The sequence below is a fragment of the Paenibacillus tyrphae genome (assembly GCF_000722545.1).
Classification (GTDB): domain Bacteria; phylum Bacillota; class Bacilli; order Paenibacillales; family NBRC-103111; genus Paenibacillus_G; species Paenibacillus_G tyrfis.
In genome coordinates, this window is the sequence record NZ_JNVM01000017.1 from 220881 (window position 1) to 241514 (window position 20634).

Annotated in this window: 16 protein-coding genes; 5 read left to right on the plus strand and 11 right to left on the minus strand. The window is 56.0% G+C overall.

What is annotated here, in order from left to right; translation table 11 throughout:
* Nucleotides 1–158: 158 nt before the first annotated feature.
* Nucleotides 159–395: a hypothetical protein gene (locus tag ET33_RS38530; RefSeq protein ID WP_088830317.1), complete on the minus strand. Its 237-nt coding sequence runs from the start codon at nt 393–395 to the stop codon at nt 159–161.
* A gap of 100 nt (nt 396–495) precedes the next feature.
* On the opposite strand from ET33_RS38530, the gene ET33_RS21435 reads away from it, so the two are divergent.
* Complete coding sequence (locus ET33_RS21435; RefSeq protein ID WP_036686436.1) at nt 496–1176, plus strand: hypothetical protein; 681 nt, start codon at nt 496–498, stop codon at nt 1174–1176.
* A 236-nt stretch (nt 1177–1412) separates the two neighbouring features.
* Here the strand turns inward: ET33_RS21435 and ET33_RS21440 are convergent, their stop codons facing one another.
* Nucleotides 1413–1868, minus strand: coding sequence for a GNAT family N-acetyltransferase (locus tag ET33_RS21440; protein WP_036686438.1), 456 nt, complete (start codon nt 1866–1868; stop codon nt 1413–1415).
* Between the two features lie 462 nt (nt 1869–2330).
* Between ET33_RS21440 and pqqB the strand changes: the two genes are divergently transcribed.
* From pqqB to pqqE, 4 genes are read left to right on the plus strand one after another with little or no spacing between them, the layout of a single operon-like run.
* On the plus strand, nt 2331–3251 hold the full coding sequence (gene pqqB / locus ET33_RS21445) for a pyrroloquinoline quinone biosynthesis protein PqqB (RefSeq protein ID WP_036686440.1): 921 nt from the start codon (nt 2331–2333) through the stop codon (nt 3249–3251).
* A 2-nt stretch (nt 3252–3253) separates the two neighbouring features.
* The gene (gene pqqC / locus ET33_RS21450; protein WP_036686442.1) at nt 3254–3961 is read left to right on the plus strand and encodes a pyrroloquinoline-quinone synthase PqqC; all 708 of its coding nucleotides are present in this window, start codon (nt 3254–3256) and stop codon (nt 3959–3961) included.
* Complete coding sequence (pqqD, locus tag ET33_RS21455; protein ID WP_051775493.1) at nt 3958–4233, plus strand: pyrroloquinoline quinone biosynthesis peptide chaperone PqqD; 276 nt, start codon at nt 3958–3960, stop codon at nt 4231–4233. The genes pqqC and pqqD overlap by 4 nt, the downstream gene beginning before the upstream one ends.
* Nucleotides 4224–5324: a pyrroloquinoline quinone biosynthesis protein PqqE gene (pqqE, locus tag ET33_RS21460; RefSeq protein ID WP_036686444.1), complete on the plus strand. Its 1101-nt coding sequence runs from the start codon at nt 4224–4226 to the stop codon at nt 5322–5324. The genes pqqD and pqqE overlap by 10 nt, the downstream gene beginning before the upstream one ends.
* Nucleotides 5325–5391: 67 nt before the next feature.
* Here the strand turns inward: pqqE and ET33_RS36545 are convergent, their stop codons facing one another.
* The 9 genes from ET33_RS36545 to ET33_RS21505 all read right to left on the minus strand — a co-directional run bounded on the left by ET33_RS36545 (nt 5392) and on the right by ET33_RS21505 (nt 20454).
* A complete protein-coding gene (locus ET33_RS36545) occupies nt 5392–5913 on the minus strand; it encodes an RNA polymerase sigma factor (RefSeq protein WP_051775494.1) in 522 nt (173 codons plus the stop codon).
* A 159-nt stretch (nt 5914–6072) separates the two neighbouring features.
* A complete protein-coding gene (locus tag ET33_RS21470; protein ID WP_036686446.1) occupies nt 6073–8808 on the minus strand; it encodes an alpha-mannosidase in 2736 nt (911 codons plus the stop codon).
* 24 nt (nt 8809–8832) lie between these two features.
* Nucleotides 8833–11946, minus strand: coding sequence for an alpha-amylase family protein (locus ET33_RS21475; RefSeq protein ID WP_036686448.1), 3114 nt, complete (start codon nt 11944–11946; stop codon nt 8833–8835).
* On the minus strand, nt 11943–13262 hold the full coding sequence (locus ET33_RS21480) for a glycoside hydrolase family 125 protein (RefSeq protein ID WP_036686450.1): 1320 nt from the start codon (nt 13260–13262) through the stop codon (nt 11943–11945). The genes ET33_RS21475 and ET33_RS21480 overlap by 4 nt, the downstream gene beginning before the upstream one ends.
* Before the next feature lie 244 nt (nt 13263–13506).
* Entirely contained in the window at nt 13507–14433 is a 927-nt protein-coding gene (locus tag ET33_RS21485) for a carbohydrate ABC transporter permease (RefSeq protein WP_174806914.1), read from the minus strand.
* 21 nt (nt 14434–14454) lie between these two features.
* Entirely contained in the window at nt 14455–15390 is a 936-nt protein-coding gene (locus ET33_RS21490) for an ABC transporter permease (RefSeq protein ID WP_036686454.1), read from the minus strand.
* Nucleotides 15391–15504: 114 nt separating this feature from the next.
* Nucleotides 15505–16980, minus strand: coding sequence for an ABC transporter substrate-binding protein (locus ET33_RS21495; protein WP_036686456.1), 1476 nt, complete (start codon nt 16978–16980; stop codon nt 15505–15507).
* 149 nt (nt 16981–17129) lie between these two features.
* Complete coding sequence (locus ET33_RS21500) at nt 17130–18653, minus strand: response regulator transcription factor (RefSeq protein ID WP_036686457.1); 1524 nt, start codon at nt 18651–18653, stop codon at nt 17130–17132.
* Nucleotides 18646–20454 (minus strand): sensor histidine kinase, encoded by a 1809-nt coding sequence (locus tag ET33_RS21505; RefSeq protein WP_036686459.1) that lies wholly within the window; start codon nt 20452–20454, stop codon nt 18646–18648. The genes ET33_RS21500 and ET33_RS21505 overlap by 8 nt, the downstream gene beginning before the upstream one ends.
* Nucleotides 20455–20634 lie beyond the last annotated feature (180 nt).

The following is a 20634-nucleotide window of genomic DNA, read 5'->3' on the forward strand; positions in this document are numbered from 1 at the left end:
GTTTGAAGTTTTATTATCTCCTGCAGCCCACAGTGATCCGTCGGAAAGTTACAGAAGAAAAACCGAGTAAAACCAAGCGCCACGAATCCTGGCAATAGGGTTCGCGGCGCTTGGTTTTCTCATAAGAGAAGGGGACAGATTTATGCTGAGCATAGATTTTATTTATGGTCTTTGGAAAAAGTATAAAATAAACCAATTCCAAGAAAAATGCCACCTAACAAACGATAAGACGCGGCATAGACTTCTAGTCTCCTTAAAGTTTCTTCTTTATCTGCAACTCCTCCCATTCTTCGAACAAAGCTGCTAGCTTGACTGCTAGCCATCTCGGGACTCATTAACACTAAATATAATCCAATAGCGGCTAGAATAATACAAAAAATTCTAAATTTACTCAAAAAATCAAAACCTCCTAAATTTTTCTTTATAATGCTTTTATATATACCGATCTATGATACCATAAAATAGAAAGAAAAATATGGTAAGGGAGTGTTTTTATTGAAAAAGAGATTTGCTGCCTTACTGTTAACTCTTTCTTTTGCTTTTAGTTTAGCAGTAGTTCCGGCAAGCGCAAAAAGTGAGGAAACTCAGAAGCCAGTTGTCGTTCAGACCATTAAGTCGACTCCTGAAACCGAAAAGGAACTCATTGAAAAATTCAATCTAAAAAAGCCTTCGCCTGATGCTAAATTAAATTCTATTAGAATTATAGAAGACAAATCCTACAATTATAGGGAAGATAGACAAATAACGCCGAATTTCCAAATCAACGGGTATGTTTTTGAGGAAACAGGTCGAGGAACATTACATGGAAGTACTCCTATTGTAGAAACAAGGTATTTTTGCAGTAAGCCCTCTGGATGTAAAAGCCAAGCGGAACTACAAGCAAACAGCAGCGTAGCCCATCAATTTAGTGCAACATTTGGTGGCGAGTATAACAGCGTAATTTCAGCAGCGGTTGGATATAACGTCACAGATTCAACAGGGGTTGCCGCAACTCTTGTGCTCCAAGAGGACAACATTCCTTATAATAAAACTTGGATTTGCCAAGGGTATGCGGTGCATAACTATATAACATTTAACCTTTACAAAGAATTTCTTGGTATTAAATCAAAACTAGGAAGCGGAACTACTACAAAGCCCATACCGAATAGGATTGTAGCAACCGACTGGTTTCAATAATGAACGTTTCCCAAATAAGGATAGGTATTTGGCTCGACAATTGATAATTTGTGTTGCAATGTGAAAATCGGCCCTTGTTCGCATCATTTGCGGCGGGCCGATTTAATTTTTCCATCTCAAAAGTTTGTCAGCAATGCTTAGGAATTTTCCACTCGCCTTTCTGCCTCATGTTATTTTCATAAGTGGATTCAAGTTCGTCGTGAAGGGGTTCGGAATTTCCGGACGCAAGCCGGACTTTAGTTAACTTCTTTTTCCAATATAGTAATGAACACTTGGGGCGCGACTTCGACGTCTTTGGTTTCCGCAAATCCGAACTGCTTGTATAACGAGATTGCCGATCCGTTTTTGGCCCCCGTGCTCACCGCAAATTTGCGGATGCCCGGTACGGATTCCAGCGCGTACTGAACCAAGCTTCTTCCGATGCCTCTGCGGAAATAATCCGGATGCACGACCAACCGGGTAATGTGCAGTACGTCCTCCTGCTTTTCGACCGCAATGACCCCCGCCAACGTCCCATCGGCAGTATAGCCGTAAAACGTTTCCTCCGCTTGCATCAACGTCTGAGCCGTATCCCGGAGCTGGGGAATACCGTCGAAACCGATCAACTCCGCTTCGACACGGTAGGCTGGAAGCTGCACCCGAAGCACTTGCTCGGCCACGGCCGGCTGCGTCATGTCCAACTGCTGTATCATCTCAACCCTATCTCCTTCTCGTCTTGGTTTGATATCCCTTTATCGTAACGAAGAGGCGAGGGAACGCCAAGCTAAAAAACAAGTTAAGTCAAACGATCCGACATCCCGACTGAACCTTTGAAGATTCGAGAGGATACTTTTGAACAAAACCCGAGTCATTTTTCCATAAAAATACATATCACCGCTGACGTTCGAATAGGATACATTGTGGACATGGCCCCCGGTCCGATGCGCCCGTTTTCATGCCGTCTGCGGCAGCTTGCAGCCGGATTGTACTTTACCGGGAATTCGAGTATGGAAGGAGGGAACGACGATGTGGGTCAAGCCAAAAGCTAAAATCATCGACGTCTGTGCCGAAGTGACCGGTTATGCCTGCCAGAAATAAGCGGCTCCTTAAGCTGCAGCGCATAACAATCGGGTTGCCGGAGAAGTCCGGCATCCCTTCTATAAGGGGGACGACGGATGCTTCTCAAAATTATGGGGACGGCGGCCGGAGGAGGCTTCCCGCAGTGGAACTGCGCTTGCCCCAACTGTCACTTGGCACGCGCCCGCGACGGACAGGCGCTTACCCGGATGCAAAGCAGCGTGGCCGTCAGCAGCGACGGAGCTGCGTGGTACTTGATCAACGCTACGCCGGATATCCGCCAGCAGATCGAATTGCAGCCCTCCCTTCGCCCCGGACCGGGGCTCCGCAGCACGCCGATCGCGGGAGTTCTGCTGACCGATGCGGAGCTCGATCATACGATCGGGCTGCTTAGTTTAAGGGAGGGCGGGCAACTGGACATTTTTGCGACCGGTCCGGTCATGCAAGCGCTAGCCGGGCCGTTTCCCGTCCGCCATATGCTGGAGCCGTACGCAGGCGCGCACTGGCGGGCAATGACGCCCGGCGTTCCTTTTGCCCTGTTCAGCGACAGGCTGGAGGTTACCCCATTCTGTCTCGGCTCGAAAGCCCCCCGCTATGCTTACGGTTGCTTGGGCGGAGACGAAGGGAGTTCAGCCCCGGCTTGGGTCGTCGGCTACCGGTTCGAGGACCGACTGACCGGCGGCAAAGTCGTCTACGCCCCAGGCGTCGAAGTCTGGTCGGACGAGCTGGAGCAGCAGCTGGCGGATGCGGACTGCATTTTGCTGGACGGCACCTTCTGGCAGGCCGACGAGTTGAAGGGGCTGGGCGTCTCGGAGCTGGCCGCTTGGGACATGGGGCATGTCCCGATCGACGGAACGGACGGGAGCCTGCACCGGCTTGCCCGCCTGACCACGGCGCGTAAAATCTACGTGCACATCAATAACACCAATCCGATACTGAATCCCGCATCGTCCGAATGCCATACGCTGCTTGCGCTTGGCATCGAAATCGGATACGACGGCATGGAGCTGGAGGTATGATGATGAGTGAGCCATGGTCGAACGACGAATTCTTGATGCGGCTGCGCCGGATCGGAGAGCAGCGGTATCATGACAAACATCCATATCACATCCGCATGCACGAGGGAAAGCTCAGCCCGGAGCAGCTTCGGGCCTGGGTCGCCAACCGGTTTTACTATCAACAAAACATCCCGGTCAAAGACGCGCTCATCCTGGCCAAGCTGCCGACCCGGGAGGACCGGCGCCGCTGGCTGCAGCGCATCGTCGACCATGACGGCCACGAGGGGGACGAAGGCGGCATCGAAGCGTGGATTCGCCTCGGGGAAGCCGTCGATATTTCCCGCGAGGACCTGCTTAGCGAGCGGCTCGTACTGCCCGCCATCCGTTTCGCCGTCGATGCCTATGTGAACTTCTGCCGGCTGCAGCCGTGGCCCGAAGCCGTCGCTTCCTCTCTGACGGAGCTGTTCGCGCCGACGCTCGTCTCCCGGCGCATCGTCGTCTTCGAGGAGTTGTATCCGTGGATACGCCCGCAGGGGCTTGACTATTTCCGCACCCGGCTCCACCAAGCGCCACGCGACTCCGATCACGGGCTGGAGCTCGTGCTGCGCGAATGCCGCACCCGCCGCGAGCAGGAGCGGTCGGTCGCCGCGCTCTCGTTCAAGTGCGACGTGCTGTGGTCGCTCCTTGATGCGCTGCAGCTCGCTTACATGGGCGGAGAGAGCCGCGTATGAGCTGGGGGCTGCAGGAACGGCCGGCCATTCGTCCCCCTGCCCGCATGAAGTACGACGCGCTGCGCAAGCAGGAGCTGCTGCTGCTGCCGGAGCGGGTCGTTCAATTGAATGAGACCGCCGGAGCGATTTTGCGGCTGTGCGACGGGCAGCGAACCGTGGGGGAGCTGACGCGCGAGCTGGAAGCGAGGTACGGGCAAACCGGTCTGCAGGACGAAATTGCCGAGTTTTTAACGCAGGCCGCGGAGGAAGGCTGGGTGGAACGATGGATCTAAGCTTGCCGTATGCATTGACCGCCGAGCTGACTCACCGCTGTCCCCTCCGCTGCCCGTATTGCTCCAATCCGCAGGAGCTGGAGCAGCGGGACAACGAGCTGCCCACCGACGTATGGCTGCACGTCCTGGAGGAAGCCGCCGGGCTGGGCGTCGTTCAACTGCACCTGACAGGTGGGGAACCGCTGCTGCGGGCCGACACCGAGCTGCTCATCGAACGGGCGCGTTCGCTCGGCCTATTCGTGAATCTGATCACAAGCGGCGTCGGGCTGACCGAAGCGCGCCTCCACCGGTTAGCAGAGGCCGGGGTCGACAGCCTGCAGCTCAGCCTTCAAGCGGCGACCCCTAGCCTATCCGATCATATTGCGGGCTTCAAAGCGTTCGACATAAAGCGGCAAGCCGCCGCCCTCATTCGGGCCGCAGGCCTTCCCTTAAATATGAACGTCGTTCTGCATCGGCACAATATCGGGGAGCTGGAGGCAATCGTTGAACTTTGCCTCTCCTGGGGGGCGTCGCGGCTGGAGCTGGCCAATACCCAGTATTACGGCTGGGCGCTGGTCAACCGGGAGACACTCATGCCGACGAAGGAGCAGCTCAAGACGGCCGAAGCCTCATTTGGCGAATTAAAGAAGCGGATCGGCAAGCAAATGGAGCTGATCTGGGTCGTCCCCGATTATTACGCCGAGCTTCCGAAGCCTTGTATGGGTGGCTGGGGCCGGATCTCGCTCACCGTGTCCCCGAGCGGCAAAGTACTGCCTTGCCCTGCCGCTTCGAGCATCGAGACGCTCACGTTTGATTCGGTGCGGGACCGGAGCCTCGCTTCGATCTGGTCCGAATCCGCCGCGCTGAACGCCTTTCGCGGCACGGACTGGATGCCGGAGCCGTGCCGCAGCTGCGACCGCCGCTTCGAGGACTTCGGAGGCTGCCGCTGCCAAGCCTACCTGCTCACTGGCGATTCCCGGCATACGGACCCGGTATGCCGTCAGTCGCCTCACCACAGCTTGATCTCGGACGCCGTCGCCGAGGTAAACGAAGCCCGTCCGGAAGTTTGGGGCTCTGTCGAAGCGCCGCCTTCCTACGTTTATCGTGGCTGAAATAGCTCTCGCAGAAAAAAATAAATCCAAGACCTGTATGGAGCTTTCACTGTTCCAAGGTCTTGGATTAATGCATAATTATCCCGAAGCTCAAAGGGGAGCGGGGCTCCTCCATCCATTCGCTTAGCCGTTCCCTGCTGCGCCAAACGCCTTTTTTTACACGCTCCGGGGACATCTCCAGTATTTCCCCTATCTCTTCATAGGATAGCTGACATTCGTATTTCAGCGAGACGATTAGCCTTACCTCATCCGGCAGCGCATCGACGGCTTCGAGGATCGTACGGGGGCTGAGCTTGCGCGGCTTCAGCCTGCGTTTGCCCGCAGCTTTCGCCATTTTGCACCGGTGAATAAGCACGCGGTAGACAGCCGTCCTCATAGAACCGGTCGTTGGCCCAAACCCTTCCTCCGCATGTCTGCGAAACACCTCTACGAACGTACGCTCCACCTCCTGCGCCGCAAGCTCGCGGTCTTGGAGCAGCCGGTACGCAAGCCGGTAGATCGGATCGTGCAGCGATTCGACGAAGCTGCGGAATGGTTGAAGCTGTTCTTGGCCGTCTGCAGAAGCCGGCTGGTATTGCTGTGGATTCATGCTTTTTGCCTCCGTTCTCATTATCTCTTTCATTATAAGAACGCGATGTGTACTTCAAGTGTCTTTTTTGGAAAAGTAGAGCAGCTTCGCACTTTTTTCATAGATACAAAAAAGCAGCCTAAACCCCGAGTCGCGAGGTTTAGACTGCCCTGCAATATCTTATTTGCGCTTAACGCCCAGCGTAACAATCTCGTAAGGACCGACCGGCAAAGACAGGCTCGGCTCCTCCGAAACGAGCGCTCCCGCTTCCTCCAAGACGTTGCTTTTGTAGACCGATTCCGCGCCGCGGGCCGAATGCAGCTCCAGCTCCGTTCCGGCCGCTTCCATGTTGAACCATCTCAGCATGAGATCGCCGGAAGCCTCGCTCACTTTCATGGACGAGAACGCAAGCGCGCCGCCTTCCCAGCGGTACGGGGCGTAGCCCGAAGCGATCGGACCGCCGTGCACGCCGGTTTGGCAAACCGTCCACGGAATCTGGAACGAGTACGCCTCGGCAAAAGCGCCCGAAGCCGAACCGTCGCCGCTATGCGGAATAATCTCCATCCGCACCGTGTGCTCGCCGAGACATTGCGCCTCCGGCGTCGGGAACAAGCCCCAATCGCCAAGCTCGCTGACGGATCGAAGCAGCGTGACGGCAATCGTATTGCGTCCGTCCCGCAGCACTTCGTACTCCTGAAGCCCGAGGTTGGCGATCGTGAGGCCCGCCCCTGCTCCGCTTACGTCGACGAACGCTTGCTGATGCTGCGCATTGCTCGGATTTTCCCACTCCGCCGCCGGTTCGTTGTCCCGCGTCGCAATCTCGAAGATCGAATCGGCGCGGTGTACCGCCGTCTCCACGTCGGTCGGGAAGAGCGCGCGCAGCCGGTGATCCTTCGCCTGGTTGTTGAAGGACACCTGCAGCTCGACGCCCCGGCCGCTGCGGCTCAGACTGACCTGCGTGCGGATCGTGAGCGGCACCATGTCCTTGACGCGCTGCCCTTGGCGATGCGGGAAATAGACCAGCTCCCGCTTCTCCTGCTCGAACACGGCATCGCCCGATGCCGGAACCGACCACTCGTGCACGATTTCCACCGTCGCACGGTATGGCGTATCCTCGACAACGCGGATATCTGCCTTCAGCCCTTTCGTCGTCAACGCCGTCTCGCCGTTCGGCTGCTTGTACATATACTCGTTGCCGATATCGCCGGTATTCTCGTACACGCCCAAATCGCGGAACGTGCGGCCCGTTTGCTTGTCCGTCACGGCGAGGGAACCGTCCTCCGCGATCTCGACGCGAAGCAGGGCATTCTCCATCACCCGGTCGCCGTTCAGCAGCGAAGCGGCATCGGCAGCCGGGAGCGAAGCCGGATCGGCCGGCTTGAGCCACGCGTACGCGGAAATGCCAAGCGCAGGCACGTTCTGCGCCTCGAAGGTGAGGCTTATCCTACGGCACATATACGGCTGACGGAACTTATCGTCCGGCAGGTCGTAGCCGAACTGTAGGCCCAGATCCTGCATCGTGAACGGCACGGCGCGGCCTTCCGCATCGACCAGCGTACGGCCGGAGACGTCCAGCGCCTGCATACGACGGCTCATCTCGTCCAGCGGGAAGCCGTCGCGGAAATACAAACGCTCGGCATCCAGCTCCACGGTAACGACTCCAGTCCGTGCCCAGCCCGTCGTATTGAAGACGACGAGCGGACGCGCCTCCGCGCCCATGCGGGCGAAGACGGACGTATCGACAGCATCCGCAATGACGCGCTTGCTGTCGTCGACGATCGTCTCGGCCACATGGCGGCTTTTGTCGAAACGGGTCACCATCTCGCGGTGCACCTCGTCCACGCTGCAGCCGCAGATGCTGTCGTGCGGGTGGTTTTGCATCAGCGTTTTCCAAGCGTACGTGAACAAGTGGTGCGGATACTCTTTACCCAGCAAGTGCGCGAAGGACGCCAGCGGCTCGGCCACTTTCTCCAGCAGCGCTTGCCCCTGCTGGTTCATCTGCTTCAAGTAAATGCGGGCGGACGCGGTATTGACCAGTGTCGACCATCCGTCCGTGCGCTGGCTGCGCAGCTCGCCCTTCACCACGGACAGCTCCCGGTCCAAGGACCGGTTCACAGCCTGCAAATAATCCGCCACGTTCGAGTGGACGAAGTCGGTATCCGGGAACAGCTCACGCGCCGTGCGGATCGCCTCGGACAAGTCCTGCTGGATCGGCTGGTGATCGCAGCCGTTCATGAACAGCAGCTCGCCGGTGGAAGCGTATTTCTCGGCATCCGCCAACTTCCGCTCCCAGTACTCCTTCGCTTCTTTCTCGTCCGTCGGAACTTCCATCCCGTTGCAGTACCAGTTCGCGAACAAAATGCCAAGCACCCGCGAGCCGTCCGGGCCTTCCCAGAGCAGCTCGGAGAACGACGATTCGTAGTCCGAATCGGACACGGTATTGTTGAAGCCCGTCGGCTTGACGCCGCGGCCGAACATCGCGTTATCGATGCCCGCCTGGCGCAAAATTTGCGGCGCCTGCCCCATGTTGCCGAACGTGTCGGGGAAATAGCCGACCTTGGCAATCGTCCCGTACCGCGCGGCGTCCTGATGCCCGATCTGCAGGTTGCGCAGGTTCGCTTCGCTGCTCGTCAGGAACGCGTCCTGCAAAATGTACCAAGGCCCGATATGAATGCGGCCTTCCCGGATGTACGCTTCAAGCTGCTCCTTTTTTTCTGGCCGGACCTGAAGATAATCCTCCAAAATAATCGTCTGGCCGTCCAAATAAAAGCTTTTGAACTCCGGATCGCGCTCGAGCGTATGAAGCAGCGTGTCCATCAGCTGGATCAGCAGCATATGATGCTTTTCGTAGGGCAAATACCATTCCCGGTCCCAGTGCGTATGGGAAATGATATGCGCGGTTCTTTTTTTGCTCATGGCTTGTGACGCCTCCTCCCCGGACTACTCTCCGGTCACTTGGATATGAACTTCCTTCGGCCGGTACACGGACTTCAAGCGGCCTTCCCGGTCGACCGCGAACAGCACCGAACGCTCTTTCTCCAGCACAAACGAATACCGCCGGCCCGTCGCCGGGTCCTTCACTTCCACATCGGTATCGAAGGCGAATTCGGACACGAAGACGAACAATGCGCCGTCTTGGAAAGCGAGCTTCCGTCCGTACACGCCCGGGAACCCGCCGCCGCGAAGCCATTCCAGCTCCGCGCGGAAGCCCGCCACGGTCAGCGCGTATTGGTACAGCATCGCGAGCGGCTCGGCGCGCTCGTTCAATTCGATCGGTAGCGGGCACCAGAGGAGCCGCCCCGAACCGAGCGGAACGTCGATCAGCTTGTCGGCTTTCGCCTCAGCAGTCTCGTCCGTCCGAACTTCCTTCGCCACCTCGGCGATCCGGCGCTGTCCGAACGAGACAGGTAGCAAGCGGCCGTCGAGCTCCAGCATTTCTTCGCGCCGCACGTTGGCCCGACGATAAGAGCCGACCGTCTCCTTAAGACGCTCTGCAGGCTGCCAGTAAGCATCCAGCCCGAGAGGACCCGTAACGAGCAGCGTCGCTCCGGTAGCCCGTACAATTTCGATCAATTTCGCAAACGCTTCGCTATCTATATTATGTGCACTCGGCAGGATGATCAGCTTCGCCGGCACTTCTGTAAGTGAATCCAGATGGTATTCCCCGACCCCGCGGAAAGGAACTTTCAGCTCGTAGGACAGCATCCGCGTCAGACGGGTCGTCGCATCGAACGCCAATTTCCGGTTGGAAAAGTCGTTGGAATACGGGAAGACCACGGCGACCTCCTCCAGCTTGCGGCCCTGGAACAGGTCCCGGATCTCTTCCATAAAGCGGCCGAAGTCGTAGGAAACGTCCGCCTCCGGCTTCTCCGTTCCGTCCGCCCGCAGCGCCCCGATGTGCGATTCGTTGGCATTGTCCATATAGAAATTGGTGTTCCAAATCCAATGAACCGCCCCCGCGCCGCCCGTCGAGAAAGCATAAGCGTATTTGCGCTCCAGAATGCTGCGCAACTCCGTCTCCGAACGCTTCGCCCGCCCGTCCGGCGTCTCCACGTACATGATGCCGGTCTCCTGCACAAGATTCGGCTTATCCGGCGTCTTCGCGAAGATGCCGTCCCAGACCAGGTGATCGTTCAGCCACCACGAGTGAACGGTCGTGTAATCCGACGCCTCTGCATAGAAGAACGGCGACGGACGCTGCGCGCCCAAAGCTTCGTCCTGTCCGACGACGACCATATGGTCGGGGCAGACGTCCTTGATCGCGTCGTAGAGCTGCTTCGCCCACCGGTTGTGCATCTCCATCGAGAACAGCGCGTAGTCAAGCCAGCGGGTGCCTTTTTTCCCTTGGTGCATATCCTGCACGTTGAAGTTGATCTCTTCCGGCTCCGGCGGTACCGCCGCTTCAAAATCCGGCAGCTGCACCGGCGATATGTTCCAGCGCTCCTGCAGCACGCCGATCGATCCGTGCCGCTGCTTCAGCCATTCGCGGTAAGCCGCCAGCTCGAACGGGTCGCGGCACGACCGCGGGCCGTCGGAGAAAATCTGCGGCGGATCGAACATCGACGGCTCGTTGATCAGATCCCAGTCGACATGCTTCGTATCCTTATGCCGCGAGACGATCGAACGCACGAATCGTTTCTGCGCTTCCACACTGCGCGGGTCAAGGTAAGGATTGAGGCCCTCCCAAGGCTCCGGCGTGAACGAAAAGAACGTGAAGGTGACCTGCAAATCATGCTTCTTCGCTGTAAGCAGAAAGGCGTCGATCGAACGCAGCACCTCTTCGGAAGCGTGCCCGTCGACCTGCATAATGTTGCGGTACGCCGTCCAGATGCCGGTCCGAATCCAGTTGATCCCGGCCTTCTTCATCTGCGCCATGTCACGGTCCCATACGGCCGCGTTCGGCAGGAATAGAAACTTACGTGCCACGTCCGAGGTCATGTATGTCATCCCGACAACCGGAAGCGGACGGCCGTTCTTGACAAAATAATCCCGGCCGCAGCTTACCGGCGTGCCCTCAGCCAGCAGCTTGGTGTCCAAGCCCCAGAAGCCCTGACGCAGGATGCGCGTCTCCCCGTCCGGCGCTTGTGCCTGACAGACGATATGATAAAAGCCGCTCTGAATGTCAAGCGGGACGGAAATGCGGTGAATATTCAGCTCCTCCGTGACGTCCGCCTCAAAGCGGTGCTTCCAGGAGGCTTGCCCTGCCTCGTGCTCCAGGGAAACCAAGAATTTCCAGGTCCCGTCGCCCGATCCGGTCCCGCGCCCGATCCGCTGCGTTTGCAGCGTAAGCATCGCCCGCTCGCCCGGCTCGTACGAAGCGTAATTCGGCTTGATCCACAGCTCTGTCACGCCTTTGGCGCAAAACGCGGCCCATTCCTTCAGCGCTTCGGCCCCGCCCTCGTTCCAGAATGCCGCGGTCAGCGGCAAGTGGACGAACAGCCAGCGGCCTCCGGCGAAGGGGCCCTTCGTTTGCTCCCAGAGCACGACTGGCGCGGCTACCTCCCGGCCTTCGGCCGAGATGCCCTTCAGCAGCGGATAAATATGCGTGTCCATCGGTCCGGCGGAGCCCATCTGATGCGGCAAATCGCTGCTCTTCGTCACATGCGGCACCATATTCCACGTGTCCGCTATGGTAAGCAGTGCTTCCTTGCCGCCCAGCAGCGGGATGTTAGCTGTGGCCGCCAGCTTTTCTATCGGCGCCGCATCGACCCAGAGCGCCTCATGAATATGGAGCTGCTGATGGTAGGCGGTTTGCTCGGCTTCGACATGCCAGCCCCCGTTCTCCTCCCGGACCGGGTGCTTGAACGGCGCGCCGCCGGCGCTAATGAGCCCGCCGCCCTGCCGGAGAAAGCCGAGAATCGCGGACCAAGCGTTTTTCGGAAAATACGGCGCATGCAGGTTGACGAAGCAGCCGCCCTCGGCGGAGCTCAGCTCCTCCGCCAAGCGGTCCGCCGGGACGACCTGCCCTATCCCCTGCAGCAGTCCAGCATCGACCTGCATCCCTTCGCCGAGCGGAAAGCCCGGATCGTAGAAAATGACGATCGGCCGTATCATACAATCCCTTCCTTCATCGCTTCGTATACAAGCAGCGAGAACAAGCTGTTGGACCATGCAAACCAGCTGCGCGTGAAGACAGTCGGGTCGTCCGCATGGAAGCCTTCATGCATAAAGCCGGTATCCGCGTCCGTCGCCTCCAGCATCGCAAGCATTTCCAGCTTCTCCTCTTTCGTGACCGCCGTCAGCCCCTGCATCGACAGCGCCATGTGCCAAATGTAATCCGGCGGCGTGTGCGGGCTGCCGATGCCTTTGGCTACCTTGCCCTCGTAATAGAACGGATTTTGCTTGCTTAGTGCAAACCGTCTCGTATTTTGGTAAATCGGGTCGTCCGGAGTCGTATAGCCGATATACGGAATCGACATGAGTCCCGGCGTTCCGGCGTCGTCCATCAGGCAGTAATTGCCGAAGCCGTCTGTCTCGTAAGCGTAAATCGGACCAAACTCCGGATGGCGGTAAATGCCGTACAGCTGAATGCCGTGATCGACATCCGCTTCCAGCTTCTTCAATTCGTCGACGAACGCCAGATCGCGGAACACCCATTCGGCCATCTCGCGCATCTGCCGCAGCGTCACGACCGCGAACATGTTCGACGGAATGTTGTAATGGAAATCGCAGGCATCGTCGCTTGGACGGAAGCCCGACCAGATCATCCCTGTGTAGTTCACCGGCATGCCCAGCCCGTTGTTGCGCAGCGAATCCGTCGGCACGTCATTATTACGCATGAAGCGGTACGGCGACAGCTCGAAATGGCGCTGCTCCGTTTTCCACAGGTCGACCGTTTTGCGCATCGCGGACTTGAAGTTCGTATCGAAAATGTCCGTCCGTTCCGTTTCCTTCCAGTACTTGTAAGCTAAACGCATCGAGAAGCAGATCGAATCGAGCTCGAATTTGCGCTCCCATACCCACGGGGACATTTCGGTCTCGTCCGTCGTATTCCAGTGCCAATCGTTGGCCGATTCGTTGAAGGCGTTGGCATACGGATCGATATGGATATATTGAATGTGCCGTTTAATCAGCCCGGCGATCAGCTGCTGCAGGTCTGGGTCGTTCTTCGCCAGCGGCACGTAATGAATCACTTGCTCTACGGAATCGCGCAGCCACATCGCCGGAATATCGCCGGTAATAATGAACGTTGTTCCGTCTTCCATCCGTTTCGTTGTCGTCGCCAGCGTGTTCGGGAAGCAATTTTTAAACAATTGCAGCAGCTTGGGACGATGAGCCAGCTTGACCTCCGCTTCCGCCAGCACGTCCTGCACCGCCCGCGGCAGCTCCATCGCAGGAATCGGAATTTTAGGTAATCTGAATTGTTCCATCTCGTCCGTCAACCTCCATTTTTTCTACTACTCACCGAAGGAGAAGGAATGTTTTTGGGGTCGGGTACTCACACGGCTGTAGTAGCACGCGGTGGGGTATCCACTGGAGGAGCGATAGCGTTCGCCTTTGTCCGCGGGAAATCTCCGCTATCCAGCGGCTTCAAATCAAAATTTCCCGAGGACCACAGCGGCCGGAAGTGGATACCCCACCGCCCGCCGCCGCCTCTTACCCGAAAAAACTTCCTTACTCCTTCACCGCACCAACCGTCAACCCTTGAATAAAATACCGTTGGAAGAACGGGTACGCGAACACAATCGGCCCCGTCGCCAGGACGACCATCGCCATCCGCGACGTATCCTGCGGCAGCGATTGCAGTACGGCTACGCCCATCGACGGATTGCTCGTATTTTGCAAAATAAACTGCATGCTCGTCTCGATCCGCATCAGCATGGATTGCAGCGGCACCAAGCTCGGCTTGTCAATATAGAGCAGCGCGTTGAACCAGTCGTTCCAGTACCCGAGGGTGCTGAACAAGCCGATCGTCGCGAGCCCCGGAAGCGATAAGGGCAGAACCAAGCGGAAGAAAATCCCGAATTCGCCCGCACCGTCGATTTTTCCCGATTCGATAATGGCATCCGGTACGCTCGTAGAGAAGAACGTCCGCATAATCATGATGTAGAAGGCGTTCACGGCCAGCGGCAGAATGAGTCCCCAGATGGAGTCCTTCAGTCCAAGCAGCTGCGTGACGACGATATAGGTCGGGACGAGCCCGCCGTTGAACAGCATCGTGAAGAAAGCGAAAAACGAGAAGAAATTGCGGTATTTGAAGCTTTTGCGCGAGATCGCGTAGGCGAACAGCGCAATCATAATCATGCTGAGCAACGTACCAATGACGGTAACGGCAATGGTGACACCGTAGGACCGCAGCAGCTGATCCCCGGCTTTAAACACGTAGCGGTAAGCTTCCAGACTCCATTTTTCCGGAATGATCCGGTAGCCGTTGCGCGCCAGCGTCCCTTCGTCCGTAAACGAAATGATCGTAACGAACACGAAAGGAAACACGCACGCAATAGCCAAAAAGCCGGCAATCAGGTTAAAAATTACGTTCCAAGCCGGAGACAAATGATGAAAATCCCGGCTTCGTTTCATCGTTCGCGCAGACACGGTCATCCCCTCCTTTTTCCATATGGATTAATACAATGCGTTGTCTTTATTGAATCTGCGAACAATGGCATTGGAGGTAATGACGAGCACGAAACCGACGAACGATTGATACAAACCGGCCGCGGTACTCATGCCGATTTCCCCGGTAAACTTCAGACCCCGGTACACATACGTGTCGATAACGTTAGTAACCGAATACAGCGTTCCCGAGTTGCGCGGCACCTGGTAGAACAGCCCGAAATCCGCGTAAAAAATACGTCCGATCGCAAGCAGCGTCAAAATGGTAATCAGCGGCGTCAGCATCGGCACCGTAATGTGGCGGATTTGCTGCCATTTGTTCGCTCCGTCGATCATCGCCGCCTCGTACAGCGACTTGTCAATCCCCATGATAGCCGCCAAATACACGACGCTGTTGTAGCCGATCGACTTCCACAGAAAGACGAGCGTCAGAATAAGCGGCCAATACGTCGGATCGTTATACCACTGTGTGGCGGTAAGCCCGAACGCTTTGGCGATTTGGTTGATCATGCCTTTGTCGAAGCTAAGGAAGCTGAATACGAAATACCCGACAATAACCCAAGACAAGAAATAAGGCAGGAACATCCCGGTCTGATACAGCTTGGCCAGCTTCTTGTTGGCGATCTCCGCCAAGATGATAGCCAGCCCCACGGCCAGAATCAGGCCAATTACGATGAATACGGCGTTATACATCAGCGTGTTCCGCGTAATGAGAAAAGCGTCCTTCGTGCTGAACAGAAATTCGAAGTTTTTGAGCCCGACCCACTTGCTGTTCACAATGCTGGCCAGAAACCCGTCGCGGTGGTACCGGTATTCCTTGAAAGCGATAATCGTCCCGGCCATCGGCAGGTAAGAGAAGAAAAGAAACCAGATCGTGGCGGGAAGCACCATGAGAAGCAAGGCTTTGTTCCGACTGAGATCCTTGAGCACACCCTTCACATTCATCACCCCTCGCGTTCAAAGAGACGGGGCGAATGAATGCCATTCGCCCTGAGTCCCGTTCTTATCGTTCACCGAGAAAGCTTCGGTCAAGAAGCTCTGTTGCCTTTTGAAGCTTGATTACTTTTTGGTTGCTTTCCACGCATCGATTTGACGCTGCGCTTCTTCCATGATTTTGTCGAGGCCGGCAGCTTTCAGCTTTTGGTTGGCCTGTGGAATAATTTGATCCGGATCGACCGTACCGGTCATCAGCGGCGCCCAGAATTCTTCTTTGACGTTCTGTACCGCTGCGATTTCGCTCGTCACTTTGGACGGATCGAAGTTGAAGCCGAGCAGCGCGGCAGGCTTACCGGTAGCGTTGAATTTCTTGAAGCCATCCCATTTGTCCTTCGGATCGGTCGGGTTCAGGTACGTGATCATCAGGTTACCCAGCGAGAATGTCGGCATATCGTAGTTTTTCGATTCCGGCAGGTTCTCCATCACGTTGTCGCCGACTTTTTTGTAGTGCACGCCTTCGATCCCGGAGTCGACCATGTTGCGCAGCACCGGATCGGTATTCAGCAGGTTCAGGAACTCCATCGCCTTCTCCGGATTTTTGGAGTTCGCCGAAATCGCTTGCATCGAGCCCATAACGGACCAGTTGTAGATGTAAGCCGGGCTGGCTGGCGTGGAGACGACCGGATATCCGTAGCTTGCCGTCCACAGATTGTCCGCAAACGGCTGCGTCGTCGCTTTGTCTGCAAACCATTTGCCGGTTTTTTGCACGTCCGTCGAGGAAACCATCGTTGCCGCTTCCGTAGGAATGTAGCCGGCTTTGTAATATTTGTGCATCGTTTGGAGCGTTTGCTTCATTTCCGGCGTGTCCAGAATGTTGACGACCTTGTAGTCTTGGTTATCGACTCTGACCGCCATCGGCATTTTCTCGATCACGTAGTCGTAAGGTACGAAGACGCCGTAGTTTTTGTCGACGGAGAACGGAATAACACCCTGTTCTTTTTCTTTAATCGTTTTCAAGAGCGGCTCCAGGCTTTCCAGCGAGTTCACGTTCTTGATATCGAGGTTGTACTTGTCGAGCAGCTGCTTGTTGAAGCGCCATACCTCTTGCGCCGGCAGCTCTTTGTTGGCCGGAATGCCGTAGTTGTGGCCGTCGACTTTGGAACCGCTTAAGAAGGCGGGATCAAGCATGTCCTTGATGCCTTTGCCTTGTTTCTCAAGCAGATCGTCGATCTTCATGAACGCGCCTTTTCTTGCGTTCTGAACATAGTCGAACGCCCAGGAAGACGTGAACATAATATCCATCGGCGTACCGGAAGCGGTCATGACCTGCATTTTTTGCGAGTAATCGCCAAAGTCGATCATGTTCATTTTGACGGTAACTCCGATTTTTTCTTTCGTATATTTGCTGACCTCTTCCATGACCCGGTCAACGTCCTTTTGAGGCGTGCCGATCGTATACCAAATCAGCTCAACAGGTTTGCCCGCGGCGCCTCCTGCGTCCTGCGCGCTGTCCTTGCTGCCTCCGCATGCGGTCAGAACGACCGAAGCCGACAGCATGAGCGCCAGTCCGGCAAACAGGCTTCTTTTTTTCATTTTCATGTTCGCAGATACCTCCCTTTTTCTTACAAGCAGCCGTTGAATCGTTTCAATGGCTACCTTTACATTAACTCAAGAAAGCATTTACAAATAGGCAAGAAACTAAAGGTATGCTGTACAAAATAAAGAAAGGGTCTGCCGGTTTTTACCCTTCACAGCAGCCCTTTGTAATCCGTCGGGGAAATCCCGACATATTTTTTGAATTGTTTGTAGAAATAACTGGTTTCCCAGTACCCGACGGTTTTGGCGATTTCCTGAACTTTCAGATGCGTCTCTTTCAATAACGTCTTCGCCTTCTCGATCCGGTACTTGTTGATATACTCCGTGAAGTTCTCGCCCGTTTCCTTATGGAACAGGTGGCCGAGATACACCGGATGAATATTGAACTGCCCACTGAGCGTCTTCAGCGACAGCTCTTCGGCATAGCTGTCGTGAATCAGCTTCAGCACCTGCTGAATGACGGGGCTGCGGACGTCCTGGATCAACGAATCGACGGTTAAGCCGGCCACCGTCTTCACGGCGTCGGCCATCCGGTCCACCGTTCCGGCATGCAGCACGCGGTCGAAGGCTTCCTGATACAGCTCGGACGAATCCGTATGCTTGATCGCTTTCAGCTCCATCTTGAACCGGATCATCAGCTCGATGGAGATTTGCTGGAGCCGGGCGGGCGTCATGCCCTCCTGCGCCAGGAGCCGTTCGTAATCCTGATCGATGCGGGCGAGCAAGCTATCTTTATCTTTGGCTAAAATAAGCTTGGAATATTCCGCCCACTCCAGCGGAAAATCGAGTCCGGCCGTCTCGCCGGAAACAGCGACCTCCTCGTAATCCAGAACGTCGCGGTCAGGATACAGCAGAAAAAACTCTTGCGCCTTCTTCGCATGCGCGTAGCTTTGTGCCGCCTCGTAAGGCAGCCGCTCCACGCTGCCGAGCGAAATGCGGCAAGACCGGGAAGCCGCGGCGCAATCCGCCTTCATCCGAGCCAGCATCTCCAGTGCGGCGCACTTGCCCTCCGCCGGCTCGTCCAGCGTAAAGACGACGACCAGCTCGCCGTCCATATTGTGATACGGAATGACCGACAAGCCCGGCAGCCTCTGTTCCGCAGCGAGGTTGGCATCTCCCTCGTCTCCCTCTGGAAAACGGACAAGCGCCACAAGCACATAGGGACGGTTCAGCTGCAATTGAAGCAGCTCGGCACGCTCGTCGAATTCGTTCGGCGCAATCTGGCCGGTCAACCACCGGTGCATAATGTGTTCCTTCAGAATGCGCATGTCTTGTTCGCCCAAGACGCGCTCAGCCTGCGCGGCGTTCAGCTTGTCCGTCGTCGTGGTCAGCGTGGAACGAAGCTCCTGCACGTCGATCGGCTTGAGCAAATAATTTTCGATCCCAAGCCGCATGCCTTCCTTCAAATAATCGAACTCGTTAAAGCCGCTCAGGATGATGACCTTGAGGCCCGGATTCCATTCGCGGACGGCGCGGACAAGCTCCAGCCCTGTCATAACCGGCATCGAGATATCCGTAATCAGAATGTCGGCGGGAGTATGCTTCAAGGCGTCCAGCGCCTTCTGCCCGTTCCCCGCGTGACCGACGATTTCGAGCCCCAGCGCGGCCCAATCGATAATATCGTACAGCCCTTCAATAATGAAAGGCTCGTCATCCGCCAAAAACACTCTATACATCGGATTCGCCTGCTCCTTCCTTTTCCGGGAACCACACGGTCACGGTCGTACCGACCCCAGGCTTGCTCTTCAGCTCCATCCCGGCCCTATTTCCATGCAGCAGCTTGAGCCGCTCGTAGACGACCCGCAGCCCGAACGAACCGCCGACCTCTTCCGGCGCTCCGAGCGCTTCCTTGATCTCCTCGAGCCGCTGCGGCTCGATCCCTCTGCCGTTGTCCTCCACCCGAACGCGGATCGTCCCGTTCTCTCGGGAGAACCGGATGACGGCGCGATTATCGTCCCGGTCCGCCTCGATGCCGTGAACGATGTAGTTTTCGATGATTGGCTGGAGGAACATTTTGACGACGGGAATCCCATACAGCTCCCGGTCGCATTCGATGGCGTAAGTAAATCTATCTTTATACCGGATACGGAACAGCTCCAAATACAGGCGGCACGCCTCCAACTCGTCCTTGAGCGTATAGAGGGCCTTCTGCTGAACCACGTTGCGGAACAGCGCCGACAAGCTGAAGATCATCTCGCCTACGTCATGGGCGCCTTGAGAGATGGCCCGCATCCGGATCACTTCGAGCGTGTTGTACAGAAAATGCGGATTGACCCTCGCCTGAAGCGCGGCGAATTCCGTATGCTTTTGCCGAATTTCCGCCTTGTACACCCGCTCGATATAGCGGTTCAGCTCGTCCAGCATATCGTTGAAGCTGCGGGAAATTTGGCCCAGCTCGTCTTCCTTCGGCTCGATGATGCGCGAGGTCAGGTCTCCGGTCTCTACCTTTTTCATGAACCGGATAATTTTGTTCGTCCGCTTGGCGAAATTGATCACGACGAGCGACGGAAACAGAATGGCAATCAGAATTCCCAGCACGCTGGCGATGATGATCGTCCGTCTCCAGCCTTGGGAGGCGGCCGCAATCTCTTGCTTCGGAATCGTACCGACCACGACGTAGCCTGCCTGGTTTTGCGCCAGCGTCGTAATATACGACTCCTGCTCCAGCATGCCTGTCTCTTGCTGAATTTGGTTCATATAAGGATAAGACTTCCCGTAATACGTGCCCGAGGAATCGAAAATCACATCCCCGTTCGGGGTCAGCACGAGAATGGTCCCCTTGAGCGTCTCTTTGTAGCTGGCCAGCGACTTCCAAATGCCGTCGGAATCGAAATAAATCAAAAGCTGTCCGATATATTTCAGCGAGTTCTTGTCGTTCATGACCGCCCGGACGGCAAACAGCCGGGGGTCCCATTGATCGATTTCCTTGCGGATCCACGGATTGGGGACGGAGACGTTCTTGTTGTCCAACGCCATCGCGTCCGGGACATACGAGTGGACGGCATTTGTCATATGAAGCTTCGCCGATTTTTGCCGGTTGTACACGTACAAGGACTGCTTCTCCGCGCTGTACAGCATCAGATTCCGGATATCGGGATCGTCCTCAAGCCGATTGGCAAAATAGGACAAGCCATACGGAGGGACATCTTCTTCATAATATCGGTTCAATCCGTGCTCGATGTAATCCCGAAAATCATGCTGCAGGAAATACGAAATGTCGGCAGCCAGCCTCGGATCGCGGTATACGCCAAGCACCATCGATTGCACCGACTCGTATTTTTCGCTCAGAAACGCGTTTACGCTTTCCATCGCCTTCTTCTGGTTGTCCATCTCCCGCTGTACGACAGATTGCGACATCACGTGATACATCAAGTACGAGAGCGTGATGATGGTCAGAATCGTAATAAGGGCAAACGAAAGCAGCAGCTTCATGAACAAGTTATTTTTAATATATCTCCGGTATACGCTTCCAATCATTCGTCCCACCCCCTGCTGCCGTTCCTATACTACGATCCCTAAATTATAGCATGTCTGAAAATGAATCGGGAAATGTTCCAAAATAGTTCAAAAGTTCGATTTTTCACAAACGAAAACCCGGGATGACTGTGATCTATATCATATATTCCGGGACAACCTTTCCTCACAATAGAGATAGAC